26 protein-coding genes, 1 tRNA gene and 1 other RNA gene are annotated in these 25,319 nt (G+C 63.9%); 7 read left to right on the plus strand and 21 right to left on the minus strand.

Going from position 1 to position 25,319, the window contains the following annotated elements; genetic code table 11:
- On the minus strand, positions 1-567 hold a 567-nt coding region (gene rpsB / locus RMO89_RS16075; protein ID WP_310534390.1), incomplete at its 3' end, for a 30S ribosomal protein S2.
- A 377-nt stretch (positions 568-944) separates the two neighbouring features.
- Here rpsB and RMO89_RS16080 point away from each other — a divergent pair.
- Positions 945-1,220 carry a hypothetical protein gene (locus RMO89_RS16080; RefSeq protein WP_310534391.1) on the plus strand — a complete coding sequence of 92 codons (276 nt, stop codon included), beginning with the start codon at positions 945-947 and terminating at the stop codon, positions 1,218-1,220.
- A gap of 198 nt (positions 1,221-1,418) precedes the next feature.
- Positions 1,419-1,679, plus strand: coding sequence for a hypothetical protein (locus RMO89_RS16085; RefSeq protein WP_310534393.1), 261 nt, complete (start codon positions 1,419-1,421; stop codon positions 1,677-1,679).
- On the opposite strand, the gene RMO89_RS16090 is transcribed toward RMO89_RS16085, so the two are convergent.
- The 4 genes from RMO89_RS16090 to RMO89_RS16105 form a co-directional block, all read right to left on the minus strand.
- The gene (locus RMO89_RS16090; protein WP_310534394.1) at positions 1,627-2,430 is read right to left on the minus strand and encodes a phosphatidylcholine/phosphatidylserine synthase; all 804 of its coding nucleotides are present in this window, start codon (positions 2,428-2,430) and stop codon (positions 1,627-1,629) included. The two genes, RMO89_RS16085 and RMO89_RS16090, sit on opposite strands and share 53 nt — an antisense overlap.
- Positions 2,427-3,173 carry a phosphatidylserine decarboxylase gene (locus RMO89_RS16095; protein WP_310534395.1) on the minus strand — a complete coding sequence of 249 codons (747 nt, stop codon included), beginning with the start codon at positions 3,171-3,173 and terminating at the stop codon, positions 2,427-2,429. The genes RMO89_RS16090 and RMO89_RS16095 overlap by 4 nt, the downstream gene beginning before the upstream one ends.
- Positions 3,174-3,514: 341 nt before the next feature.
- A complete protein-coding gene (locus RMO89_RS16100; protein WP_310534396.1) occupies positions 3,515-5,938 on the minus strand; it encodes a PQQ-binding-like beta-propeller repeat protein in 2,424 nt (807 codons plus the stop codon).
- A gap of 347 nt (positions 5,939-6,285) precedes the next feature.
- Positions 6,286-6,371 (minus strand) — tRNA-Tyr (locus RMO89_RS16105).
- 162 nt (positions 6,372-6,533) lie between these two features.
- Here RMO89_RS16105 and RMO89_RS16110 point away from each other — a divergent pair.
- On the plus strand, positions 6,534-7,337 hold the full coding sequence (locus RMO89_RS16110) for an RNA methyltransferase (RefSeq protein ID WP_310534418.1): 804 nt from the start codon (positions 6,534-6,536) through the stop codon (positions 7,335-7,337).
- 31 nt (positions 7,338-7,368) lie between these two features.
- Positions 7,369-8,310, plus strand: a complete 942-nt coding sequence (locus RMO89_RS16115; protein ID WP_310534419.1) for a hypothetical protein — start codon at positions 7,369-7,371, stop codon at positions 8,308-8,310.
- 146 nt (positions 8,311-8,456) lie between these two features.
- Here RMO89_RS16115 and RMO89_RS16120 read toward each other — a convergent pair whose 3' ends face one another.
- The 10 genes from RMO89_RS16120 to RMO89_RS16165 form a co-directional block, all read right to left on the minus strand.
- A complete protein-coding gene (locus RMO89_RS16120) occupies positions 8,457-8,729 on the minus strand; it encodes an HU family DNA-binding protein (protein WP_264416353.1) in 273 nt (90 codons plus the stop codon).
- A 255-nt stretch (positions 8,730-8,984) separates the two neighbouring features.
- Complete coding sequence (gene lon / locus RMO89_RS16125) at positions 8,985-11,378, minus strand: endopeptidase La (protein WP_409035570.1); 2,394 nt, start codon at positions 11,376-11,378, stop codon at positions 8,985-8,987.
- A gap of 111 nt (positions 11,379-11,489) precedes the next feature.
- A complete protein-coding gene (locus RMO89_RS16130) occupies positions 11,490-11,657 on the minus strand; it encodes a hypothetical protein (RefSeq protein ID WP_310534398.1) in 168 nt (55 codons plus the stop codon).
- Positions 11,658-11,872: 215 nt separating this feature from the next.
- A complete protein-coding gene (locus RMO89_RS16135; protein WP_310534399.1) occupies positions 11,873-12,214 on the minus strand; it encodes a YbaB/EbfC family nucleoid-associated protein in 342 nt (113 codons plus the stop codon).
- Complete coding sequence (locus RMO89_RS16140; protein WP_310534401.1) at positions 12,211-14,028, minus strand: DNA polymerase III subunit gamma/tau; 1,818 nt, start codon at positions 14,026-14,028, stop codon at positions 12,211-12,213. Before RMO89_RS16140 ends, RMO89_RS16135 begins: the two co-directional genes overlap by 4 nt.
- A gap of 76 nt (positions 14,029-14,104) precedes the next feature.
- Positions 14,105-14,199: signal recognition particle sRNA small type (ffs, locus tag RMO89_RS16145), an RNA gene on the minus strand.
- 45 nt (positions 14,200-14,244) lie between these two features.
- The gene (locus tag RMO89_RS16150) at positions 14,245-14,523 is read right to left on the minus strand and encodes an ETC complex I subunit (protein ID WP_310534402.1); all 279 of its coding nucleotides are present in this window, start codon (positions 14,521-14,523) and stop codon (positions 14,245-14,247) included.
- A 31-nt stretch (positions 14,524-14,554) separates the two neighbouring features.
- Positions 14,555-17,068 (minus strand): ATP-dependent helicase HrpB, encoded by a 2,514-nt coding sequence (gene hrpB / locus RMO89_RS16155; protein WP_310534403.1) that lies wholly within the window; start codon positions 17,066-17,068, stop codon positions 14,555-14,557.
- Positions 17,065-17,475: a hypothetical protein gene (locus tag RMO89_RS16160; protein ID WP_310534404.1), complete on the minus strand. Its 411-nt coding sequence runs from the start codon at positions 17,473-17,475 to the stop codon at positions 17,065-17,067. Before RMO89_RS16160 ends, hrpB begins: the two co-directional genes overlap by 4 nt.
- A gap of 467 nt (positions 17,476-17,942) precedes the next feature.
- Positions 17,943-18,272 carry a DUF1153 domain-containing protein gene (locus RMO89_RS16165; RefSeq protein ID WP_310534405.1) on the minus strand — a complete coding sequence of 110 codons (330 nt, stop codon included), beginning with the start codon at positions 18,270-18,272 and terminating at the stop codon, positions 17,943-17,945.
- 221 nt (positions 18,273-18,493) lie between these two features.
- On the opposite strand from RMO89_RS16165, the gene RMO89_RS16170 reads away from it, so the two are divergent.
- A complete protein-coding gene (locus RMO89_RS16170) occupies positions 18,494-19,081 on the plus strand; it encodes a hypothetical protein (RefSeq protein WP_310534407.1) in 588 nt (195 codons plus the stop codon).
- Between the two features lie 3 nt (positions 19,082-19,084).
- On the opposite strand, the gene RMO89_RS16175 is transcribed toward RMO89_RS16170, so the two are convergent.
- On the minus strand, positions 19,085-20,101 hold the full coding sequence (locus RMO89_RS16175; protein WP_310534409.1) for a polyprenyl synthetase family protein: 1,017 nt from the start codon (positions 20,099-20,101) through the stop codon (positions 19,085-19,087).
- Positions 20,102-20,186: 85 nt separating this feature from the next.
- Here RMO89_RS16175 and RMO89_RS16180 point away from each other — a divergent pair, with 85 nt between their 5' ends.
- The gene (locus RMO89_RS16180) at positions 20,187-20,507 is read left to right on the plus strand and encodes a chorismate mutase (protein ID WP_310534410.1); all 321 of its coding nucleotides are present in this window, start codon (positions 20,187-20,189) and stop codon (positions 20,505-20,507) included.
- On the opposite strand, the gene RMO89_RS16185 is transcribed toward RMO89_RS16180, so the two are convergent.
- The 5 genes from RMO89_RS16185 to RMO89_RS16205 form a co-directional block, all read right to left on the minus strand.
- A complete protein-coding gene (locus RMO89_RS16185; RefSeq protein WP_310534411.1) occupies positions 20,504-21,856 on the minus strand; it encodes a HAMP domain-containing sensor histidine kinase in 1,353 nt (450 codons plus the stop codon). The genes RMO89_RS16180 and RMO89_RS16185 overlap by 4 nt on opposite strands.
- A 61-nt stretch (positions 21,857-21,917) precedes the next feature.
- Positions 21,918-22,595, minus strand: a complete 678-nt coding sequence (locus RMO89_RS16190) for a response regulator transcription factor (RefSeq protein ID WP_310534412.1) — start codon at positions 22,593-22,595, stop codon at positions 21,918-21,920.
- Positions 22,596-22,665: 70 nt separating this feature from the next.
- Complete coding sequence (locus tag RMO89_RS16195) at positions 22,666-22,971, minus strand: hypothetical protein (RefSeq protein ID WP_310534413.1); 306 nt, start codon at positions 22,969-22,971, stop codon at positions 22,666-22,668.
- Between the two features lie 58 nt (positions 22,972-23,029).
- The gene (locus tag RMO89_RS16200) at positions 23,030-23,740 is read right to left on the minus strand and encodes an SIMPL domain-containing protein (protein ID WP_310534414.1); all 711 of its coding nucleotides are present in this window, start codon (positions 23,738-23,740) and stop codon (positions 23,030-23,032) included.
- A gap of 61 nt (positions 23,741-23,801) precedes the next feature.
- The gene (locus tag RMO89_RS16205) at positions 23,802-24,644 is read right to left on the minus strand and encodes an aminotransferase class IV (protein WP_310534415.1); all 843 of its coding nucleotides are present in this window, start codon (positions 24,642-24,644) and stop codon (positions 23,802-23,804) included.
- Positions 24,645-24,771: 127 nt separating this feature from the next.
- Here RMO89_RS16205 and RMO89_RS16210 point away from each other — a divergent pair.
- Positions 24,772-25,319: ATP-binding cassette domain-containing protein (locus tag RMO89_RS16210; RefSeq protein WP_310534416.1), on the plus strand; the 548-nt coding region annotated here is incomplete at its 3' end.

Here is a 25,319-nt window from a genome sequence, read left to right on the forward strand (position 1 = left end):
ATCGAGGATGGCGACGACCGGGATACCCAGAACGTTGGCTTCCTTGATGGCGAGCTCTTCCTTGTTGGCGTCGATCACGAACATCACGTCCGGAATGCCGCCCATGTCGCGGATGCCGCCGAGCGAAAGCTCAAGCTTGTCGCGCAGACGGGTCATCTGAAGGACTTCCTTCTTGGTGAAGCCCGAGGTGTCGCCCGAAAGCTGCTCTTCCATCGACTTCAGGCGCTTGATCGAGCCCGAGATGGTCTTCCAGTTGGTGAGCATGCCGCCCAGCCAGCGGTGGTTGACGAAGTGCTGACCCGAAGCGCGCGCGGCCTGGGCGATCGGTTCCTGCGCCTGGCGCTTGGTGCCGACGAACAGGACCTTGCCGCCAGCGCGGACGGTGCCATCGATGAAGTCGAGCGCGCGGGCCATGAGAGGCACGGTCTGCGACAGGTCGAGGATGTGAACACCGTTGCGGGCGCCGAAGATGTACGGCTTCATCCGCGGGTTCCAGCGGTGGGTCTGGTGGCCGAAGTGTGCGCCGGCCTCAATCAATTGCTGCATGGAGACGACAGGTGCCGCCATAGGGAATTCCTTTCCGGTTGAACCTCCGGGATGCTGGAACCTGGCGAAAGTCCGAAGACCTGTCCCGCCACGGCACCGGTATGTGTGCATCCCGTGTGGATTTGTCGCAACGCCCCCGGCACCGTGCCGGAATCGTGCGACGCCGGGCCCCTAGACCGGTTTGCCGCAGAAATCCACCCTCAATTCACCGCGATGCGTGAACGGCCTGACGTTAAACCGCCCTGAAAAGAAGGTAACCCGGGAACTCCCGGATTTCTTGGGGTTTGATCAGGCATACGATGGCCCGCGACTCGCCGACGAGGCGGGGAATCTGGAGGCAAATTGGAACTGATATAGCGGGGGCTGAAATAGCGGGGGCGCAACGCGAGGACGCAATGATGACTGTGCTGCCCACCCTGATCGCCCTGTGCCTGATCGTCACCTGCTCCCTGTTCATTGCCATTACGTTGCAACGCGCCCTTACCCGCACCGCCATCCTGCGCCATGGCCTGCGAGCAGGTGGCCCGTTCCATGTGATCAGTTATTCGATCAGCGAGCCCGCATGGCCGCTGCCCTCGCCGCTGCCCAATCTGCGCAAGGGAGCAGAGCGTGCGCCGCGCCCGGCAACCAAGCGCAACGCCGCACCTCAACACGACAGCTCCGCAGCAGCCTGACTTTCCACTGATGCGTCAAGCCTGCGCGGCGGCCCTCATGAGCGCCTAAGCACTTTTCCCTTGACGACTAGAACAAATCATGAACATATGATCACAACACGCGGAAAACCGCCGATCTTGAAATTCCGAATCCAAAGTTATCCACACGGTTTCAACAGTCTCGTCACAGAGTGACACACAGGCAAGAGGGGAAGTCGAATGACCATGCAGCTGATGATCACCGCGCTGTTTTTGATCGCTGGAATCTTTGCACTGGGCGTCATCACCGCCAGCCTGCGCAGCGTGCTGCCGCGGCTGGGCGAACTGCGTCACGCGGCAGAGCATGGCTCGCCGCACCATTCGATCAGCTATCGGGTAACGACGATCAACGTGACCCGCGCACCGGCGCAGGTCAGCGTACTTCCAGTCAGGGCAACGGCGCTGCCGGTTCGCTCAAAAGCATGGCGCGCCGCCGCTTGACGCGGGCATAAGCGAAAATGCCGTAAGGCAGGGTGGCGAGGTAAATCACGCAGATCCCGATCAGGGTCCACCAGGGCTCGGTCAGCAGGGCCACGCCGGCAAGTCCAAAGACCAGCACCAGCCACAAGCGGATGCCGCGGCGAGGACGCAGTTTGCTCCAGCTCAGCGTGGCGACACTGGAAATCAGCAGGAAGGCCACTGCAACAAGCCACAGGCCAACAAATACCGGAGTGCGCAATTCATCCCAGCCGGTGACGAACCACACGAACATCGGCAGCATGGCCAGCCCGGCCCCGACAGGTGCGGGAACACCGGTCAGGAAGCCGGCAGACTTGTGCGGCTGATCCTCGACATCGATCCGCGCATTGAAGCGGGCAAGCCGCAGGGCGCAGCTGATCGCGAAGACAAGGCTGGCGAACCAACCAAGGCGCGGCAGGTCCTGAAGCGACCAGAGGAAAAGGATAAAGGCCGGGGCGACGCCGAACGAGACATTGTCCGCCAGACTGTCCAGCTCGGCACCAAAACGCGACTGGCCCTTGAGCAGGCGCGCCACGCGGCCGTCGATGCCGTCAAGAAAGCCGGCCAGCAAAATGGTCAAGGCCGCCTTTTCGAACTCGCCGGTGGTGGCGAAGCGGATGCCGGTCAGTCCGAAGCCCAGTGCCGACACGGTAATGGCATTGGGAATCAAGGTTCGCACGGTCAGGCCCTGCGGCAAGCGCACAAGCTTGTCCCGGCCGTACGGCGCGTTCACTGGCGGCGGCCTTCGATCAACGGCTGGTCGCCAAGCTGCGCGAGAACGGTTTCACCGGCGATGGTCTTCTGGCCGATCAGCACGACCGGCTCCGTGCCTTCAGGCAGGAACACATCCACGCGGCTGCCAAAGCGGATCAGGCCGACTCGTCCGCCCGAAACCACCGGATCGCCCGGCTTGAGGAACGGAACGATACGGCGGGCGACAAGGCCGGCGATCTGCGTGAAACCGATCGCCACGCCGTCACCGCGCTCAACCAGCCAGTGCTGGCGCTCGTTCTCGTCACTGGCCTTGTCGAGGTCGGCATTGAGGAAACGGCCGGGGATATAGGCCACCCTGCGCACCGTGCCACTGATCGGCGAGCGGTTGATGTGAACGTCGAACACACTCATGAAAATTGAAATTCGGGTCAGCGGTGCATCGCCAAGACCCGGCGAGGTGCCATCGCCCTTGGCCAGTTCGGGTGGCGGCGCCACCCTCTTGATCAGGGTGATCAGGCCATCTGCCGGCGCAACGATCAGATTGTCGCCCTGCGGCGTCACGCGCGCTGGATCGCGGAAGAAGGCAAGGATGCCCAGCACCAGCACGGCGAGTGGCCATGCTATCGTTTCCCAAGCCATCAGCGCGGCCCCGAGCGAGGCGGCGGCCGCGATCAGCGCGAATTTGCGCCCTTCAGGATGAACGCTGGGCCATTGCCAAGATGCTTCGCCGCGGCCGCGATTGTCAGTCAGATTTGCAGGCATACCAGAGCATCTAGGCGCTGGCGGCCCGCCTGCCAAGGTCTAGCCAGCTATTCGCCCCGCAAAAAGGCCGCGGGGGGCATCGAGCAATCCGGCCGGGCAACAGGTGCCCGAATCAGAAGCCGTCATGATTCCCCCCGCGCCAAGTCGCTGCAGCATCCCCCAAAAAGGTTTGGGAAAGGAGGTTGCTGCCTGTCGGCAGGCCGGGTCGCAATGGCCGTGCCATCAGCTCTTTGCTTCAAGTACCCCGCCCTCATAGCCAAGTTACATGACGTTAAAAATCCCATAAATGCGGGGACTTCAAATTCGAACCTCAGGTCCGGACTGGGCACGGGAAACCGCGCCTAACGCGTGCCCGAAACCGGGAATGTGCCAAAAGGACCGTTGGAATTGTCACCCGTCATCTGCCCATCCCGCACGGTGACATCATAAGTGACCGCAATCGGGAACGGCAGCGAGGCGCGCCCTTCCAGCTTGGCGCGGCCATTCTCCACCTTGCCCGTCAGGTCGACTGATCCTTGCGAGGCAGTGGCCTTGCCGGTCAGCGCATTGCCGTTGGCCGCGATGTCGAGCACTGCCTCTTGCGGTCCGGCGGAGGTCTGGATGACGATCTTCCACTTGCCGACGAAATCCGCAGGCTTGGCAGCAGAGGCCGCCTGCGCCTTGGCCCGGTCGGCCAGCGCCTTCCGCTCCGCGGGTACCTGCTGGGCGCGGGTGCGCAGGAAGAAGCGGATGGTTTCGAGGTCACCGTCGCTGACCTGCGGGAACGGTGGCATGCCGTTGAGCTTGAGCGCCCCGCCCTTGACTACCGCCTTGAACGTCGCCGCATCAGTGATGACTGGCGAGTAGCGCAGATCCGGTGCCGCGCCGGAAGCAACCGCGTTCCAGCCGTGACAGACCAGGCAGGCATTCATGCCGAACTTCATCGCCCCTGCCTGCGCGAGCGCCGCATTGGGCTTATATTCGGGATCTGCGGGCGGCTGCGGTTCGGTATAGGTAAACGGGGGAATGGTATCCTTGCCGCCGATGGCAAAGGTCAGCACTCTGCGCGGCAGGCGGTAATCGGTGCGAAGGCCTGCATTGCCGAGCGACTGCATGCCCGCCCCCTGCCCACCGGCTCCGGTGATCACCGTGACATATTGCTTGCCTTTCACCCGATACGAAATCGGCGCGCCCACAATCGGGCTTTCGGTCTGGAACGACCACACCTCCTTGCCCGTGGTGGCATCATAGGCAACGAATTTGCCGTCCATACGGCCCTGGAAAACCAGCCCGCCCGACGTTGTCATGACGCCTGCCGGCCATGAACCGGGCAGATCAACCCGCCACATTTCCTTCTGCGTCACCGGGTTCCAGGCCTTGAGGTAGCTCTTGTGGCCCCCGGGAAGGTCAACTTCAGGGATCAGCGTCGCGCCGTTGCCGCCGCCAAGTTCGCCGCCGCCGGCTTGCCCCTCGCCAATCATCGCGGCCATGTCCTGCACGGGAATATAAACCAGCCCGGTCTGCGGGCTGTAGGCCTGCGGCATCCAGCTATGTGCGCCGGTCGGCCCAGGCCACATCTCGAACAGTCCAGGCTTGCCGTTGTAGCGGATACCGGGGTTCTCGACCGGGCGGCCAGTGGCGAAGTCGATCTTCTCGGCCCAGGTCACCTTGGCGATCTTGCCCGGCTCGTTGATCAGCTTGCCGGTCTGGCGGTCGATCACATAGAAAAAGCCGTTCTTCGGCGCCTGCATCAGCACCTTGCGCGGGCTTCCATCGACCGGGATGGTCGCCAGCGTCATGTCGGTCGTGGCCGTGCAGTCCCACTGTTCGGCAGGGCAGAGCTGATAATGCCAGACATATTCGCCCGTATCAGCCTTCACTGCGACGATCGAGGAGAGGAACAGGTTGTCTCCGCCTTCAGGATTGCGCAGCTTTTGATTATAGGGGAATCCATTGCCGAGACCGAGGTAGATCAGCCCTAGTTCGCTGTCATAGGAGAAGGCGTTCCATGCCGTGCCGCCGCCGCCGCGCCGGCTGCCGTCAGGCTTTTTCCAACCGCCCGGCCAAGACTTCGCCATGAGATCGTTTCCCTTGGCGCCGCCCGCGTTCGGCTCATCACCCGGAACCGAATAAAAGCGCCAGACCTGCTTGCCGGTCTTCTCGTCATAGGCCGTGACAAAGCCGCGCGCGGCGCTGATGTCTGCGCCGCCGAAGCCGATGATCACCTTGCCGCCGAACACGCGAGGGGTACCGTTGTATTGACGCGGCGCCCCATCTGCGGGCGCGTCCTGCACCTTCCACGCTTCCTTGCCGGTAGCGGTATCTAGCGAAGTAACGAAACCGTCGGTGGTGACGAGGAACACGTGACCATTCGAATAGGCAATGCCCTTGCTGCCCCAGCCCAGCCCCATCGAACTGGTGGCGCGTTCCCGCGTGCCGCCGTCATACTCCCAAAGCTGCTTGCCCGACACTGCGTCAAGCGCGCGGATGTGCGAGTGGCCGGTGGTCAGGAAGACCTTGCCTTCGGCCATCAGTGGCGTGCTGGCCGAGTAGCCCGATTCAAGGTCATAGTGCCAGGCGAGCTTCAGATCGGCGACATTGCCGGTGTCGATCTCGTCGAGCGGGGAATAATGCGCCTCGCTGCCCGTACGGCCCCAGTTGGGCCACTCATCGGGGTTGGCGATCATCATGTCTTCGATAGGATTGGCCGGCTTGCTGCACCCGGAAAGGGCGGCAATGGCTAGGGCAACCGGCGCCAGCAGCGCCCCGAAATGGCTAAATTTCACGATTTCAGTTCCTTCCCTCGACACCCCGCGCGCACCTGCCCGTCGCGCTTTCGTGCGTACGGGCGGACTTATGGTTCACCGTGGCGCATAGCGCAAACGACGAATCGCAGTGAGCATAGTCCATCGCCGCGACGGATATGGTCAACGTGTTTCAAAGGGGGGTGTCATGCTTGCACGAATGATAAGGCGGTAGCGAACAGGGCTGGTTTGACCTGCGCTGCGCTATGGTCGTCTCCCCGCCTGAGGAGCTCTGACGCCGAACCAGCTTCGGGCCTGCGGCCCGATACGCTGGTTCACCTTGGACAGTGATAACGGAGCACTCGGGATTCCATCATGAGCGGGCTCGGTGGTGGACAGGGCTGGATTCGAACCAGCGTACGCTCTCGCGGGCAGATTTACAGTCTGCTGCCATTAACCACTCGGCCACCTGTCCACACCAGAGCCTGCCGGTGACGGGTTTCCCCGTAAGTTGCCCCCGCAATCGAGGGCTGTCCGGCCGAGAGGCGGGCCAATGCCCAAGCAAGGCTTGCCTGTCAATGGGGCTACGGGCATGAGCGGCAAGGAATCTCACTGTCACGGGACATTTGGCGACATCATGAACAAGCAGGGCGAAGTCGGGAAAAAAAAGGGAGCGCTTCGTGGTCGCGCTGGCCGGATGCAGGGCGGGCGCGGCAGCGGCCGGGCGAGCGCCGGGGCCGTAAGGCTATGGGGCCGACACGCGGTGGAAGCGGCACTCAAAAACCCGGAACGCAATCACCGCAAGCTGTGGGCGACGCGCGAAGGTGTGGCCTCGCTTGACGGCGAACTGCCCGCCGATTTCCCGGTGGAATGGGCACAGCCGCTCGATCTGGCCCGGCTGGTCGCGCGCGATGCGCCCCATCAGGGATTGGTCCTTGAATGCGATGCCCTGCCCGATGTGTACCTTGATGAAGTGCTTCACGGCGATCCCGCGCGGCCGCTGATCGTGCTCGATCAGGTCACCGATCCGCACAACGTTGGCGCAATCCTGCGCTCTGCCGCCGCTTTCAACGCCTGTGCAATTCTCACGCAGGACCGCCACGCTCCGCCAGAATCGGGCGTCGTCGCCAAGAGCGCATCGGGCGCACTGGAAGTGGTGCCGTGGATCCGCGTGGTCAACCTCGCCCGCGCGCTCGAAGAAGTTGCTGAGGCAGGATATTGGCGCATCGGCCTTGCCGGCGAGGCGGAAACCACGCTCGCCGAAGCCCTGCCCACCGGCCCGGTCGCGCTGGTACTCGGCGCGGAAGGCGAAGGCATGCGTCACAACGTGCAACAGCACTGCGACGCCATTGCAAGGCTGCCGATCAGCGAGGCGATGGAAAGCCTCAACGTATCGAACGCCAGCGCCATCGCACTCTACGCTGTCGCCACGCGCAGCTGACATAATCCAACAGGGGGATATCGCAGTGACCATGATGAAACGCATCGGTGCAGCGGGGATCGTTGCCGCGCTGGCTCTCACGCTTTCGGCCTGCCTGCTGACGCCGGGCAAGTTCGTTTCGGCGCTTGACCTGCGCAAGGACGGGCATTTCACCTTTGCCTACAAGGGCGAATTGTCGCTTTACGGCATCACGCAGTTGGCGGCGATGGACAAGGGCAACGATACCTTCAAGCCTTCGGCCTGCTACGATTACGATACCCCGGCAGATACGGCTGCTGACGCTGCTGCGGCGGCGGCGGACGCGGCGGCAGACAAGCCGGGTGATGAGGCCAAGGCTACTGACGACGATACCTTTGGCGACCCCAAAGAGCGCCCCTGCACCAAGGAAGAACTTGCAGACCAGAAGGTCGCCTGGGAACAGAACCGCAAGGAAACTGCCGAAAAGAAGAAGAAGGACCTCGAGGAGATGAAGGCCGCGCTGGGCGGGCTTGATCCGACGGATCCCAAGTCGATCGAGGAATTCGCTGCCCGCCTGCGCCGCCAGGCCGGCTGGAAGCTGGTTGCCTACAAGGGGAATGGCCTGTTCGATGTCGACTATGCCATCGCCGGCAAGGCGGACCACGATTTCATCTTCCCGATTATCGAGAAGTTCCCGACCACCAACACCTTCGTTCAGGTTCTGCGCCGCAGCGACGGCACAGTCCGGATCGATGCGCCGGGCTTCAACGCCAACGCCTCGGGCAATCCGATGGGACAGGCGATGGGCATGGGCATGCTGGGCGCCATGGGCAAGGGCGACATGCCCAAGCCGCCTGAAATGGACGGGGTGTTCACCGTAACCACAAATGGCCAGGTGCTCGCCAACAATACCGATGAAGGTCCGCAGGCCGATCCGGCCGGCCAGAAGCTGTCGTGGAACGTGAATGTACGCTCGACCTCGGCACCGACCGCACTGATCAAGCTCGCTAACTGAACTCGGCAGCCTGGGCGGCGTCCGGGCACCGCCAGTCAAGCGGCGGGGGCAAACAAAAAGGCCGTGACGGGAACACCGTCACGGCCTTTTCTATTTCGCGTCAGACGGCCCGAGGCGATGGGGCCGCCCGAAACTGGAGGGTGATCTCAGTTCACCGCATCCTTGAGGCCCTTGCCGGCCTTGAACTTCGGCTGCGACGAAGCCTTGATCGACATTGGCTCACCGGTACGCGGGTTGCGGCCGGTCGAAGCCTTGCGCTTGGCAACCGAGAAGGTGCCGAAGCCGACGAGACGGACTTCATCGCCCTTCTTAAGCGCGCCCGAGATGGCGTCGAACACGCCTTCAACAGCCTTGGTGGCATCGCTACGGGTCAGGCCGCTGGCATCAGCAACTGCGCCGATCAGATCGTTCTTGTTCATTACGGGAATCCCCTACCTCTGGTTAATCTGGTGCTTCTCGGAACTCGCCTCGAAGTGCGGCGGAATTGAGCGATCTTTGGCGCCCCTGTCAAAGCGAAAGAGGCCACTTGAGGCGCCATTATCCACGAAAAAACGCCAAATTTGCGCCATTACGGGGCTTGCCAAGCACGACTTGGCGCGAATCGCCAAATTTGCGCCCGAATCGCCGCATTGCAGCAAGAATCACCAGACTCTCGTGGCTTAGCCTTGAAACGCTCAGTGCGCGGTTGCCGAAGACCCCGAATGACCGGCCACCGGCTGGCTGGCGAGGTCGTCCTGCTCGGTCCATTCGACCGGCACGAGCTTCTCGGTCAGCGCGATGGCAAGCACCTCGTCAACGTGGGAAACCGGGATGATTTCCAGTCCGTCCATGATGTTGGCGGGAAGCTCGGCAAGGTCCTTGCGGTTCTCTTCGGGGATCAGCACGGTCTTTATGCCGCCGCGCAGTGCCGCCAGCAGCTTTTCCTTGAGGCCGCCGATCGCCAGCACACGTCCGCGCAGGGTAACTTCGCCAGTCATGGCAATGTCCTTGCGCACCGGGATACCGGTCAGCGTGGAAACCATGGCGGTGACCATGCCGATACCTGCCGAGGGGCCGTCCTTGGGCACGGCGCCTTCGGGCAAGTGGATGTGCAAGTCCTTGCGGTTGAAGATCGAGGGGCGGATGCCATAAGCCGGCGCCCGCGCCTTCACGAAGCTGAAGGCCATCTGCACGCCTTCGCTCATCACTTCGCCCAGCTTGCCAGTGGTCCGGACCGCGCCCTTGCCGGGTACGGTGACGCTTTCGATGGTCAGCAGCTCGCCGCCTACTTCTGTCCAGGCAAGACCGGTAACGGCGCCCACCTGATGCTCTTCCTCGCCAACGCCAAAGCGGAACTTGTGCACGCCGGCAAAATCCGGAAGGTTTTCCGGCGTGATCGTCACTGACGTGACTTTGCCTTCAAGGATCTGCCGCAGGCTCTTGCGCGCCAGCCGCGCGATCTCGCGCTCAAGCGTGCGAACGCCGGCCTCGCGCGTGTAATAGCGGATCAGGTCACGCAGGCCTTCGGTGGTCAGGGTGAACTCGCCCTTGGTCAGCCCGTGCGCCTCGACCTGCTTTTCAACCAGGTGGCGCTCGGCGATTTCGACCTTCTCGTCCTCGGTATAGCCTTCGAGCCGGATGATCTCCATGCGGTCGAGCAGCGGCTGCGGGAGGTTCAGGCTGTTCGCCGTGCAGACGAACATCACGTCCGACAGGTCGAAATCGACCTCAAGGTAATGGTCCTGGAACTTGGCGTTCTGTTCGGGATCGAGCACTTCGAGCAGTGCCGACGCCGGATCGCCGCGATAGTCCTGACCCAGCTTGTCGATCTCGTCGAGCAGGAACAGCGGATTGCTGGCCCCGGCCTTCTTGAGGTTGGTAACGATCTTGCCCGGCAGCGAGCCGATGTAAGTGCGTCGGTGACCGCGAATTTCGGCCTCGTCACGCACCCCGCCGAGCGACTGGCGGATGAATTCGCGGCCCGTTGCCTTGGCAATCGACTTGCCGAGGCTGGTCTTGCCGACGCCCGGAGGACCGACGAGGCACAGGATCGGCCCCTTCAGCTTGTTGGTACGCGCCTGCACCGCGAGGTATTCGACGATGCGGTCCTTGACCTTTTCCAGTGCATAGTGATCGGCATCGAGCACGGCCTGCGCCTTGCCAATGTCCCGCTTCAGCTTCGACTTCTTGCCCCAGGGCAGGCCGAGCAGCACGTCGAGGTAATTGCGCACGACGGTCGCCTCTGCGCTCATCGGCTGCATCGACTTGAGCTTCTTGAGCTCAGCCTGGGCCTTAGCGCGAGCTTCCTTCGACAGCTTGAGCGTGTCGATCTTTGCCTGCAGCTCGGCAATCTCGTTCGTTTCTTCGCCGTCACCGCCGCCAAGTTCGTTCTGGATCGCCTTGAGCTGTTCGTTGAGGTAATATTCGCGCTGGGTCTTTTCCATCTGGCGCTTCACGCGGCCGCGGATCTTGCGCTCCACCTGCAGCACGCCCAGCTCGCCTTCCATGATGGCGAGCACCATTTCCAGCCGCTTGACCGGATCTTCTTCGGACAGAAGCGCTTGCTTGTCAGCCACCTTGGCGCCGATCTGGGCAGCAACGCCGTCAGCCAGCAGCGCCGGGTCGGTGATTTCGGCAAAGTTGGTGCCGGCATCGGCCGACAGCTTCTTGTTGAGCTTGGCATATTCGCCGAACTGATCGACGACCGAGCGCATCATCGCCGTCGCTTCGGTGCTGGTCACCGGCTCAGCCATGATCTTCTCGACCTGGGCGATCATCAGGTCGCCATCTTCGCCGATGCGCTCAAGATGGGCGCGCTGCTGGCCTTCGACCAGCACCCGGACGGTGCCATCGGGCAGCTTGAGCAGTTGCAGGACCGTGGCGATCACGCCGAGGTCATAGAGGTCCTCTTCCGCCGGATCGTCGCAGCCGGGATCAAGCTGGGCGACAAGGAAGATGTCCTTGTTGCCAGACATCGCCGCTTCCAGCGCGGCGACAGACTTTTCGCGGCCAACGAACAGCGGCACGACCATGCCGGGGAACACGACGATGTCGCGCAGGGGAAGCAGGGGGAGTAGGGTCATTTCCATATCCATATCTATGCGGCACCAGTCGTGAACCGGGCCTTTGTTGCCAGATATGGGATCGCCCTGCCTTCAGCGCAATGCCGCAGGAGCCTTGGATTGTGGAAGTTCGGAATCTCAGGCCAGCGGCGGTGCCAGTGTCCAGGCAAGACCGAGAAGACCCGTCGCAAAAAACACGCCGCCCGCGCATTGGGCCGCCAGCGCGAGCTGCTTGTCCTTGGGCTGAGGCATGAGGCCGAGTACGAATAGTCCGCCCGCCATGGCGAGGAAGCAAATACCAGTCATTGAACACACTCCGGTGGGAGCCATGCCAATGCGCCGACTTAGTGAAGGCTGGGTAAATCTGCGGAGTTTCTAATTGTAAACTTTAATTATTTTCCATTGCACGCGGCCAGCAGCGCCGGCGCAGGTGGTCACTGAAATTTCGGTGGCACCCCGTTGTGGGCAGCAGATGCCGCGAAGACCAAACCAGGGACCTTCTGCGAAAACGCGCGCCTTGGTCAGCCCATACCCGGCAGCTTGAAGCCGGGCGGCAGGCCCATGCCGCCCTGAATGCGCTCCATTTCGGCACCGCTGGCGGCATCCGCCTTGACCCGCGCATCGTTGAAGGCGGCGGCGATCAGGTCTTCGAGCATCTGCTTCTCGCTGACCGCCATCAGGCTGTCGTCAATGGCAACGCCGATGATGCGGCCCTTGGCGGTGCAGCGAATCTTGACCAGCCCGCCACCCGAAACGCCCTCAACCTCGATGGTGTCGAGTTTGGTCTGGGCTTCGGTCATCTGCTTCTGGATGGTCTCGGCAGCAGCCTGCGCGGCCTTGAGCATCTCTTCCATCGACTTCATGCGTAACGGCTCCGGTTTGTATTGCCCTTGTCCTGGGGCTTTTCATCTTCGACAAATTCTGCCCCGGGGAATGCCTGGAGCACGGCTTCGACCAGCGGCGAGGCACGCATGGCCTTGTCTTCCGCTTCGCGCACGGCCTGCGCGAGTTCGCGCAGCGACGGCATGGCATCGCCTTCACCCCGGGTGACTTCCCAGCGTTCGCCGGTGGCGCGCAGAAGGCCGTCACGCAGTTCGGGGGTGGGATCGCCCGGATAGCCCTCGGCCAGCGCATAGGTCAGCGAAAGCGGCGCGATGGCGATGATCCGCACCCAATCGCGCATGATCTGCGAAATGCGCAGCTGGCCGCTGTGTTCGACGCGGTCGCAAAGAGCGCTCCAGTCAACCGAAGGTGCCGGCGCGGGGGGCGCCGTAGCGCTGGGCGCGGCAGAATTGGCCGAGGCTGACGAGACTGGGGCAGCCCCGCCTTTCGCCATCGCTTCCTCAAGATGGCGTACCAATGTGCCGGGATCGGGCAGATCGGCCGCATGCATCACGCGCAGCAGCGCCATTTGCGCCGAAGCCAGCGGATCGGGCGCTTGCCGCACCTCGTCATGGCCCTTGAGCAGCAATTGCCACAGCCGGTGCAATTGTCCCGCCGAAAGCGCCCGCGCCCATTCGTCAATCGCGGCACGTTCCTCTGGCGACACCCCGTCTGCGCCGCTGCGACCGACTTGGGCGACGGTGATACGGTGGACAAGGTCCATCTGCGAACGCATCAGCGCCAGCGGCTCCACTCCGAAGGCAAACTGCGCGTCGATCAGATCGAGCAGCCCGTTCGAATCGCCTGACAGGAGCGCGGACAGCAGGCGGCGCTGCGCGGACTTGTCGGCTAGGCCGAGCATGTCCTGCACCTGATCGGGCGTGACCCGCCCGGAACCGCCCATATCGGCATGGGCGATCGCCTGATCGAGGATCGACAAGCCATCGCGCACCGAACCTTCAGCGGCGGCCGCGATCATCGAAAGCGCCTCGGAATCGGCGGCGACTCCTTCTGCCTGACAGACCCGGCCGAAGTGTTCGGTGAGCAACGGCGCGGAAATGCGGCGCAGGTCGAAGCGCTGGCAGCGACTGAGCACCGTGACCGGCAGCTTATCGACTTCCGTGGTTGCGAAGAGGAACTTCACATGCGCAGGTGGTTCCTCAAGTGTCTTGAGTAACGCATTGAATGCATTGCGAGACAACATGTGAACTTCGTCAATGATGTAGATCTTGTAGCGCGCCGAGACGGCGGCATAGCGCACGGCCTCGATGATCTCGCGGACGTCATCCACGCCGGTATGGCTGGCGGCGTCCATCTCGATCACGTCGATGTGGCGGCCCTCGGCAATAGCGATGCAAGGCTCACACACGCCGCATGGATCGATGGTGGGACCGCCCTGCCCGTCCGGACCGATGCAGTTGAGCGCTTTGGCGATCAGGCGCGCGGTCGATGTCTTGCCCACCCCGCGCACTCCGGTCATCAGGAAGGCATGGGCCAGCCGGTCGCGCCGGATCGCATTGGCCAGCGTCTGGACCATCGCGTCCTGCCCGATCAGCTCGGCAAAGGTCTGCGGACGATACTTGCGCGCGAGCACGCGATAGGGCTGCGCGGGGCTGGTGGCAGGCACATTGGCTGGAGGAGGAGAAGCTACCGCAATCGGCGGCGCAGCGACTGGCTCCGGCGCACCAAACATCGATTCCTGACCGGCAGCCTCGAGCTCGGCAGCGCTGGGCGCGGCTTCGGCTTCGGCTTCGGCTTCGGGGTCATCGCCAAAGATGTCGGTGGAATCGGTCATCGCCGCCTAGTTAGGCACTCACACCGCGAATGTCGAAGGTGAATCAGGCGCTGTCCGCAGGAGATCGACGGTGGATTGAAAAGGAGCCGGCCGACCCGCCGCAACCCGTTGTGGCTGCTTCCTTCCGGACCTGACCAAGTTGGCGGACGCAAGCGTCCGACCGACTCCCGGCGGCGCATATGGCGGCGCCGGTGCGGTTTGGCAAGTGCGCTGTGGTCAGCGGAAATTGTCGGCGTAGGCCTGCAGCTTGAGCCGGCGTGGCGGCGTGGCGTGGACAGTGGCGGCAATGCCGTGCGTGGCGGCATAGGCCTGCGCCTCAGCCTGCGTGCCGAACTTCAGCGTCACTTGCCCCTGCGTGTCGCCCGAGCCGGCCCAGCCCATCAGCGGGTCAGGCTTTTTCGCCTCGGCCGGATCGAAATCGAGGATCCACTGGTCAAGCAGGGCCTTGCCGGACTGCATGGCGTTCTTCGGGCGCTGATAGATACGTGCGGGCATGACGCTGCCCTGCTTCGAATCGGCGCGGGAATCAAGTGCGGTTAAACGCGTTCTTCGTCTTCAGGCTCGGCTTTTCGGTCCACGGCTCTTCCGGCCAGCGGTGCTTGGGGTAGCGGCCCTTCATATCCTTCACGACATCGCGCCACGATCCACGCCAGAAGCCCGGCAGGTCGCGCGTGGTTTGCAGGGGCTTGCCGCCCGGATCGGTCAGCTTGAGCAGCAGCGGCTGCGGGGGCCGACCAAAGTTGGGATGCCGCTCCAGCCCGAACAGTGCCTGCACCCGCAGCTCTACCGATGGCCCGCCGGAATCGTCATAATCGATGGCGTGGCTGGTCCCCGCCGGACTGGTGAACTGTGCCGGGGCAAGCTGATCGATGGCCTGCCCAGCGGCATAGTCCAGCCGCGCGCGGAGCGCTTCGTGCAGCTTGCCCGCATCGAGTTGATCCAGCCGCCGCGTCAGCAACGGGCCGAGCCAGTCATCGAGATCGGCGAGCAAGGCCGCCTCGGACAAGGCCTCCACCCCGGCAAACCGCCCGCGGCGCAGCAGGCTGTCACTGGCGCGGCCCAGCGGCATGAGGGCAAGCCCCTCCTTGCCGATCTTCTCGACCATGAAGGCCCGGATCGCCGCCGGATCGGGCTTGGGGTCAGGCCCGGTCGCCAGCGTGATCGCACCCAGACGCTGCTCGAGCAGAGCCTCCACGCGGGCATCCGCCTCAACCCATTTCAAGTTGGTACGCCGTTCGATGCGGTGACCAAGCCAGCGCAGCACCTCGGCCTCGGTCAGCGGCACCGCGCCGGTGATCCGCGCGCCCTTGGCGTCCCCCTGCGCCTCACCCACCGCCAGCCACTCAGCGCGGATCAGCGAGCTTGTCGGGTCGAGCCGCAGCCCGCGCCCGCCGGCGGCCAGCCAGTTCTCACCCGATGCGTCGCGCCGGCGGGCGATCATGTCAGGGAAGCCCTCGGCAAGGATCGCGCCCAGCGGGGGGAGCTCGCCCGTTGTCCCGGGCTTGACCCGGGACCGCTGGCCGCCGGGCGCTCCGTCGCCAGATTGCGTCGACGTCGCCAGCGGTCCCGGCGTTCGCCGGGACGACGAGGCCCACCGCGCCGCCAGCTTTCGCGATGCTTCCGCGCGCGGCGATCGATCGCGCTGGAAGCGCTCGAGGCGGGCCGAAAGGTCCTCCCCTCGCCCGCCTAGTCCGCGTTCCTGAAGCAGCAAGGCCAGCTCCGCCGCGTCCGCCTCTGCCCCCAAATCCGCCGCTGCGAGCAGCATATGCGCCAGCCGCGGCTCGAGCGGCAGTCCGGCCATTGCGCGGCCATGGTCGGTAATGCGCCCTTCGCCATCCAGCGCGCCAAGGCTCTCCAGCAGGCCATGCGCCGCTGCCATTGCCGGAGCCGGCGGCACATCGAGCCAGGCCATATCCGCCACCTCGCCCGAACCCCACTGCGCCAAGGTCAGCGCCAGCGGGGCAAGGTCCGACACCAGCACTTCGGGCGGATCGTAAGGCGGTCGCCCGGCGTGAGCGGCCTCTTCCCACAAGCGATAGGCCACCCCGGGCCCCTGCCGCGCCGCGCGGCCTGCGCGCTGGGCGGCGGCGGCTTGCGAGGCACGGTGGGTGACCAGCCGGGTGACGCCCGCCGCCTTGTCAAATTCCGCACGCCGCGACAGGCCGGCATCGACGACAACCGACACACCATCGAGTGTCAGCGAAGTTTCGGCAATGGCCGTGGCCAGCACGATCCGCCGCCGCCCCTCAGTGTCCCGGTTGATCGCGGCGCGCTGGGCAGCCGGTTCGCACTGGCCGTGGAGCGGCAGGATCAGCGCGCCCGGCAATCGCTCGGCCAGCCGCTCGCGGGTGCGCTCGATCTCGCCCACGCCGGGAAGGAAGGCGAGCACGTCGCCGCTTTCCTCGCGCCATGCGGTCTGGATCGCCGAGGCCATGGCATCCTCAATTCGCAATTCGGGCCGCGCGCCAAGCCAGCGGATGGCCAGCGGATGCGCCTTGCCTTCGCTCTCCACCACCGGCGCATCACCCAGCAGCCGGGCAAAGCGCGCGCCGTCAATCGTGGCGGACATGATCACCAGCCGCAGGTCCTCGCGCAGGACTGACTGGCATTCCGCCGCCAACGCCAGGCCAAGATCGGAATCGAGATGCCGCTCATGCGCTTCGTCGAACAGGACGGCAGAAACCCCGGAAAGCTCCGGGTCTTTCAGGATCGTCGAAACGAAGATCGCCTCGGTCATCACCAGCACCCGCGTGCGCGGCGACCGCTTGCTGTCGAGCCGGGTGAGATAGCCGATGGTTTCGCCGGCCTTTTCGCCCACCAACTCGGCCATGCGCTCAGCCGCGGCGCGGGCGGCAACACGGCGGGGTGACAGCATGATGATGGTGCCGGTGCACCACGGCTGAGCCAACAAGGCCGGCGCGACCGCAGTCGTCTTGCCGGCACCCGGCGGGGCGATCAGCACGGCGCTGCTTCCCGCGTTCAGCGCAGCAAGCAGGTCGGGCAGGACGGCATGGATCGGCAGGTTGGTTGCGAGGCTCACTTCACCGCCCCAGGGGTGAATTCAAAATGTATCCGCACCCAGGCCCCGACTTGCAACTTGCCGTCGACTCGCGGCGCGCGAACAAGGAACTGCCATGCCGCCTGCCGCAATGATCGTGCCAGTCCCGAACCCGCAGGCGATTCCCCGAGCAATTGGCAATTCTCGACGCGGTTATGATCCACCGTCTGGCACGCGATCTCGGCCCATTTGGCTCCAGCGCTTTTCTCAGTCATGTATCCCGCCAGCTCGGCATGGGTCGGTTCGCGAACCCATTCCGCACGGTAGAGCTGCTGACCTTGCGGCCCTTCGCCCGGTCCATATGCCTTTGAGCTGCCCGCCGAACCAGAGGCTGCCCCGCTTTTTCCCAGCTTCGAAATGTCGGCATTGGCCATATCGGCGCGCGACATCTTGATGAACTCAAATGGCGGATCTTTCGGGACAGGGTTCAACGGCTTGGGGGGGAGAGAGACGGGCTGCTGTCGTGGCTCGGCGGGCGACTGGGCAGCGTCGGGATGGCGGACCGGTTCAGGCTTCTTTTCGGGAGAGGGCGACGAAGCCAAGGTCGTGATTGCGGTCAAGCGTTCTCCTGGAGCGGACGGATGGTTCTTGAAATCGCCCAGATGCGTGACCGCGAATCCGATAAGGCACAAGATCAGCGCGGCAAATACAGCCGAAACGAGCCGGTCACGCGGGCTGGCCGCCCCTGTGAAACCAGGCCGGATAAATGAGGCTTCCACACCCATGGGGCGCGGTTAGAACGCAATCGCTGCACTGGCAATGAACTGCATGCGCAAGGCCAGCCCCCTGCGAAAAGCGACAGGCTGCGCGGAGACCAATCTACGCAGCCTGTCCAGCCAGGTTTTGCCCCCAGAAGTCAGTGTGTCACCAGCCGCAGCTTCGTTCCGGCCTTGCCCTTGGCCCGGCGATGTTCGGCGCGGTCCTTTTGCAGCCAGGCGATACGCAGGCCGGCGACACCGGCACGGTCCATCGCGCGCTGCCAGCCGGCAAATTCCTCGATGCTGAGGCCATACCGCTGGATCACCTCGTCAATCGACATCAGCCCGCTTTCCACGGCGGCAACGATCTGCGCCTTCCGGTGTGCCACCCACCGCGTCGTATTGGCCGGCGGGAGCGTCTCACGCGTGAGGATCTGGTTGTTGGGCCCGATAATTCGGGCGGGACGGGAGTTGCTGTATTCAATCATCTGCTCGGACTTTCGACTAGGTCAATGGGTCCCCCTGAGCACGATCAAATCTGCCGAAACGCGGTTAAATTGGACTTAAAATGCCGCTCCATCCATCGCTCGAAAAGCACGGCTTCCGGCGAACTGCGGGTGTTTGACGATGGGTTGAATCTCGCCGCTAGGGTCAAGCAGCAAAAAGTGGTATTGGCATAGGTAGAGGTCGCATGCCGATGGAGGATGCGATGAACTCTGCCCGATACTCCCTTGCCATCATCATAACGGCCGCGCTTACGCTCAGCGCCTGTTCCAAGCGCGACGAAACCCCGGCCGCTGCGTCTGAAGCGTCAAGCGAAGCCGCCACGCCCGGCGATCCCGTTGCCAGCGCCGAAAGCGCGGCACCCAAGTCGATTTCCGCCGCTGCCACCGTGATCAGCATGGATGCGGACGGCAAGATGAGCGAACTGCGCAAGGGCACCAACGGCTGGACCTGTATGCCCGACAACCCGACGACCCCCGGCCCCGATCCGATGTGCATGGACGGTAACGCGCTGGCTTGGGCCAATGCCTGGATGGGTCACAAGCCGCCGCCGACCGATGCACCGGGGGTGATGTATATGCTTTCCGGGGGCACCGATGCCAGCAACACCGATCCCTATGCGACCAAACCCACCGAAGGCAGCGACTGGATCAAAACCGGCCCGCATCTGATGATCGTCGGATCAGCCGCGATCCTGAAAGGGCATCCCGCCGGCCAGCAGCCCGATACCAGCGCGCCTTATGTCATGTGGCAGGGCACGCCTTATGCCCACCTGATGGTACCAGTGGGATAGCGATCAGAACCGGCGCGAAACTGCAAATTCGGCCGCTTCGGCCATGGCGCTGCGCGCTGGCCCCGCCGGAAAGCCAGCGATGGCGTCAATCGCGCGCTGGGCGAAGTGGCGGGCACGGTCGCGGGTGGCCGATACGGTGTCGTACTTGGCGATAAGGCGCACGGCCTCGGCCAGGTCCTCGTCGGAATTGCGGAAACCGGCGATGGCATCCTGCCAGAACTGGCGTTCCTCGGCATTCCCGCGCGCATAGGCGAGGATCACCGGCAGGGTCATCTTGCCCTCACGAAAGTCATCGCCTTTGCCCTTGCCCATTTCGAGGCTTTCCGAATCGTAATCGATGGCATCGTCGACCAACTGGAAGGCAACGCCCAGGTTGCGGCCATAGGCATCAAGCGCGAGCTCGTCGGCTTCGGGCCGTTCGGCGACCACGGCGGCGATGCGGGTGGCGGCGGCGAACAGCGCGGCAGTCTTGGCGCCGATGATCTGGAGGTAATGTTCCTCGCTCGTCTCGATCCGGCGCGCCGCGGTGAGCTGATCAACCTCGCCCTCGGCAATCACCGAGCTTGCCCGGGACAATATCTTGAGCACCTTTAGGCTGCCATCCTCGACCATCAGTTCAAAGGCGCGGGTGAACAGGAAATCACCGACCAGCACGGTAGCCGGATTGCCGAAGACGATGTTCGCGGTATCGCGACCACGGCGCATGTCGGACCCGTCAACCACGTCGTCATGCAGCAGCGTGGCAGTGTGGATGAACTCGACCGAAGCGGCCAGCAGGTGGTGGCGCGAGCCGTGATATTCGCACAATTCCGCGCCCGCGACGGTGAGCATCGGGCGCATCCGCTTACCGCCGCCGGCGATCAGGTGGCCGGCCAGCGCGGGGATAAGCGGGATTTCGCTCTGCATCCGGTCAAGGATGATCGCATTTACCGCATTCATTCCGGATGCGGTCAGGGCCAGCAACGGGGCGAGCGACGGCTCGGCGTTGCGGGGGCGCAGGGAGACGATATCGGCGCTCATTTCCGCGCCTTGCGACCACTCGCGCGCCAAGGCAAGTGCAAAGCGCGGCTTTGCGGTTCGCTTTTTCTCATGCTAGCGGGCGCGAATGACCCAGACACCGCCCGCCACCGCACCCGACAAGGCCCCCGATCCCGTTCTGGCCGGATATCGTGCCTCAATCGACAACATCGACGCGGCGCTGATTCACATCCTGGCTGAACGGTTCCGCATCACCAAGGCGGTTGGCGAGCACAAGGCGCAGAACGCCCTTCCCGCCAGTGATCCCGGCCGCGAAGAACGCCAGATCGCGCGCCTTCGTGCGCTGGCCGGAGAGGCGCAGCTCGATCCCGAATTTTCCGAGAAGTTCCTGCGCTTCATCATCGACGAAGTGATCCGCCACCACGAGCAGGCGAAAACGGGAAGCTAAGCGCGCACCCTTGGCAGCCGCAGCTTCACCAGCAGGCCGCCAAGGTCCTCACTCTCAGCCAGTTCCACCGAGCCGCCGTAAATCTCCGCCACGTCGCGCACGATGGCGAGGCCGAGGCCGGTGCCCGGCTTGCCCGTGTCCAGCCGCGCGCCGCGGTCGAAGATGCGCACGCGCTCCTCGTCCGGGATGCCCATGCCGTCATCTTCGATCCAGATTTCACAGGGGCCGGATTTCGGGTCCGGATCGATGGTAACGAATACCGAACCGCCGCCGTATTTTGCCGCATTCTCGATCAGGTTGCCGAGGATCTCGTCAAGGTCCTGCCGCTCGATCGCCACTTCAACCTCGCGGTTGCCGTCGAGGTCGAAGCGGGTTTTCTCATAAAGCCGGGTGACCGCGCGCAGCACCGCCTCGACGCTTTCGCCCACAGAAGCTCGCGAATGGCCCACGGCGCGGCGGCCCACGGCGCGGGCGCGGGCGAGGTGGTGATCTACCTGCCGGCGCATCACCGCTGCCTCACGGATGACCGTGTCAGACAGGTCTGGCGCCTTGGCCGTCGCGGCGTTCATCACCACGGTCAGCGGCGTCTTGAGCGCATGCGCGAGATTGCCTGCATGGGTCCGCGCTTCTTCCGCCTGCTTTTCGGTATGGGCGAGCAGGGCGTTGAGTTCTTCAACCAGCGGCTGCACTTCCAGCGGCAAAGGCTCAGTCACGCGGTTCGTACCGGTGGTGCGCAAACGCTTGATCGCCAACCGCACACGGCGCAGCGGGCCGAGGCCGTACCAGGTTTGCAGCCCCGCCATCAGGAACAGCCCAAGGCCCAGCACGAGGAAGCTCCACCACAGGATCGCGCGAATCTGGGTGATCTGCTCGTCCACCACCGAGCGGCTTTGCGCCACCACGAACCACCACTTGGTTTTGCTGCCCGGCAGGTAGATCGAGCGTTCCATTACCCGCAGCGGTTCGGTGGCGAACTGGTTGGAATTATAGGCGTGCGGCTGGTTATCGGTATGCGCGGCGTGGACCTGCAACGTACGGTCCCACAGCGAGCGGGACGGAAAATCCTCGTGTCCCTTACCGGTGATTTGCCAGTACAGCCCCGAATTCGGCTCAAGGAAACGCTGATCGCCCAGCGGCCGGTTGAAGTAAATTTCGCCGTACTGGTCGATCTCTGCCGATGCGACCATGGCGTTGAGCATGTAGGATAACTGATCGTCGAAATTGCGCTGGACGAGGCCGTTCAACGTCCGATCCAGAGCGAAGCCGCCCAGCGACAGCAGGATGACGATCCACCCGGCCGCGATGAACATCATGCGGCGGGACAGGCTTCCCGTGTGCGGAGAGGTCATGCCGGTCGGTTCGGCGCGCGCAGGGTCCCGCGTTACAGGCTCAGACCCCGGCAAAAGTCACTCACCCCCGGCCCGGACCAGCCGGATCGTCAAGGCTGTAGCCCAGCCCGCGGATCGTGGAGATCACGTCAGCGCCCAGCTTCTTGCGGATGCGGGTGACAAAGACTTCGATCGTGTTGGAATCGCGGTCGAAATCCTGATCGTAGATATGCTCGATCAGCTCGGTACGGCTGACAACCTTGCCCTTGTGATGGAGCAGGTAGGACAGCAGCTTGTATTCCTGCGCGGTCAGCTTCACCGGCTCGCCATCAAGCGTGACGCGGCCCGAACGGGTGTCCAGCCGCACGCCGCCAGCGGTCAGTTCGCTGCTGGTATTGCCCGAGGCACGGCGGATCAGCGCGCGCAAGCGGGCGATCAATTCTTCGGTCTGGAATGGCTTGGCAAGGTAATCGTCAGCCCCGGCATCAAGCCCCGCGACCTTGTCGGACCAGGAATCGCGCGCAGTCAGCACCAGCACCGGGAACTTGCGGCCTTCCTTGCGCCACATGCCCAGCACGGTCAGCCCGTCAATCTCGGGCAGGCCGAGATCGAGCACGACGGCATCGTATTCCTCGGTCGAGCCCATGAAGTGCCCGTCCTCGCCATCGGTCGAAAGATCGACGGCATAGCCGGTCTGTTCCAGCGTGGTCTTGAGCTGTTTGCCGAGAGTAGGTTCGTCCTCGACGATCAGGATGCGCATCGCGTTATTCCCGCCTTTCCGGTTGTGGGCAGAGAGTATTTTCGTGCAATGCGGGATAAGAAAATTCGCGTCAATGCCGCGAACGAATCTCTCCCGAGCGGGCATCGACATCGACGAAGGAAACGCGCCCGTCCCTGATGAACTTCAGGCGATAGGCCATCGCCACCGGATCGTATTCGGGGCCAAGATACTGCGCCCCGCGCATGGTCGGCAGCACGCGCCCTTCGATATCGCGGAGCGACAGGACATTGCCGGCGCGCATTTCCTTGCGCACCAGCCCCTGCTCCTCGCCGGGTTTGGCCTGAGCAACGGGGGCTGCCAACGGCACGGCAAGAACCGCGAGCGAGGCCAGGGCGAGAAGAGTGCTTCGAACCATGGCGTTTCATTACGCCGGCGCTTTTGAACATCAAGTGAATGCCGCGTGCAGTCTGCACTCAGCGGGTCATCTCGTACTTGACGGTCAGCGTGGCAGACGTGCCGACAACGCCGGGTTCGATCGGAGTGACGCGCGAAGCTGAAACGGCAATCGCATCCATCTCGCCCTTGTACTGGGGCCGTGTTGCATAAGTTTCGGACACTTCGAGCAGGCGGACATCGCGGTAGCCGGCCAGCGAGGCAAGGCTGCGAGCGCGCGTCTGTGCGCTGTTGAAGGCGGCCTTGCGCGCCTCGTCACGCGCGCCCTTGTCGTTCTCCAGCATGAACGACGGGCCGTTCACATTGTTGGCACCAGCCGCGATCAGCGCGTCGAGCGCCGATCCGATGCGGCCGATGTTGCGCAGCTTCACGTTCACCTGGTTGGTCACGTCGTAGCCGAGGAACACCGGCGGTTGGCCTTCATTGCGGTACTGGTACTGCGGATTGATGCTGAAATTGCTCGTCTGAACATCCTCACGCGCCACACCGATCTGACGCAGACGGGCAATGATTGCGTCCATTTTCTCGGCGTTCTGCCGTGCCGCCGCATCGGCCTGCATGGCCCGCGTTGTCACTCCGGCCGAAACAGTCGCCATGTCGGGCTTGGCGTTGGACGTCTCGGTGACCGTCAGTTCGACCACCGGCCCCTGCGAAACGATCTGGATTTCCGCAGCCTGAGCGGGGAGCGCCGCCGCCATGGCAACGGCGGAAAGCAGGACGAAGTTCTTCATGGGGGAGGTCCTCGAGGGTGGGTATCACCGGCAGGAACGGGCAGGCACGGATGAAGTTCCCTCAGGCGCTGCGCAGCCGCTCGACGTAAGCTTCGCGGATTGCAGAGGTTACCGCGCCGGGCCGGCCATCGCCGATTACCCGGCCGTCCACTTCGACCACCGGAAGGATGAGCGCGCTGGCGGCGGAGGAGAAGGCTTCGCGGGCACCGAACAGTTCGACGGACGTGAATGGCCGTTCCTCCACCTCGATCCCCATGGAGCGGGCGATTTCCATCACGCAGATGCGGGTGACGCCCGGCAGCACGCCATGATCGACCGGATGCGACACCAGCACCCCGCGTGCGTCGATGATGTGAGCGTTCGAACTGGTGCCTTCGGTGATGTGACCGCCATCGACCAGCCAGGCGTCATCGAGCCCAGCCGCCCTCGCCTCTTCTTTCATCAGGACAGCATAGAGCAACTGCGTCGTCTTGGCCGAACGCAGCGTCCAGCGCGCTTCGGGCTTCAATGCGATCCGCATCCCGCGCGTCACCAGCGGATGGTCGACGACCGCGCCCGACTGCGTAAAAACGATCCGCGTGGGCGGCGGCGGCGGCTGGGTGGACAGGAAATCGCGGTCGCCCGACGTTCCACCGGTGACTTGCAGGTAAACCCGCCCCTCGCTCACGCCGTTGCGCGTCACAGCCTCGGCAAAAACTGCCAGCCAATCGGTGTCGTCGGCGATCATCGCGGTCCCAAGCGATCCGCCCAGCCGCGCCATATGATAGGCCACGTTGCACAGTTGCCCGCCGATCACGGGAACGACTTCATAAACGCTCTGCGAAAAGAGCAGCCCGCGATCAAAGACCGAAACCTTGGCCTCGCCCTCGTCGAACCACTCGCCGTTGATCCATACCTTGCGCATGTCCGACCCATCCCCCGCCCAGCGGCCCCTGTCAACGCGCGGCTTGTCCCCCAGTTAACGCGCAGCTTGTCCCCCTGTTAACGCGCAGCTTGTCAATGCGAGCCCAAGCCCATAGGGCGCGCCCATCATGGCAGCACCGATCCTATCCTACGAAGGCCTCAGCCTGCATCAAGGCTCCGGCTGGCTGTTTTCTGACCTCGACCTCACCATCGGCGACCGCGACCGGCTGGCGCTGATCGGGCGTAACGGCGCGGGCAAGACCACGCTGCTCAAGCTGATTGCCGGCAAGATCGAGGCGGACAAGGGCACGCTCTCGCAGCGGCCCGGGCTCAATATCGTCATGCTGGAGCAGGACCCGCTTTTCACCGGCTTCGACACGCTGATGGACTTCGCGCTGTCGGGCAAGGATGCCCCGCCGCGGCACGAGGTGGAATCGATCGCCGGCCAACTCGGCATTGACATGGACCGCCCGGCAGGCAGCGCCAGTGGCGGCGAACGGCGGCGCGCTGCCCTCGCCCGCGCACTCGCGCAAGACCCCGACCTGCTGCTGCTTGACGAGCCGACCAACCACCTCGACCTCGCCGCGATCGACTGGCTGGAGTCCTGGCTCAACCGCTTCAAAGGCGCCTTCGTAGTCATCAGCCACGACCGCACCTTCCTCACCCGCCTGACCCG

The sequence above is a fragment of the Novosphingobium sp. genome, assembly GCF_031424035.1.
Lineage (GTDB): Bacteria > Pseudomonadota > Alphaproteobacteria > Sphingomonadales > Sphingomonadaceae > Novosphingobium.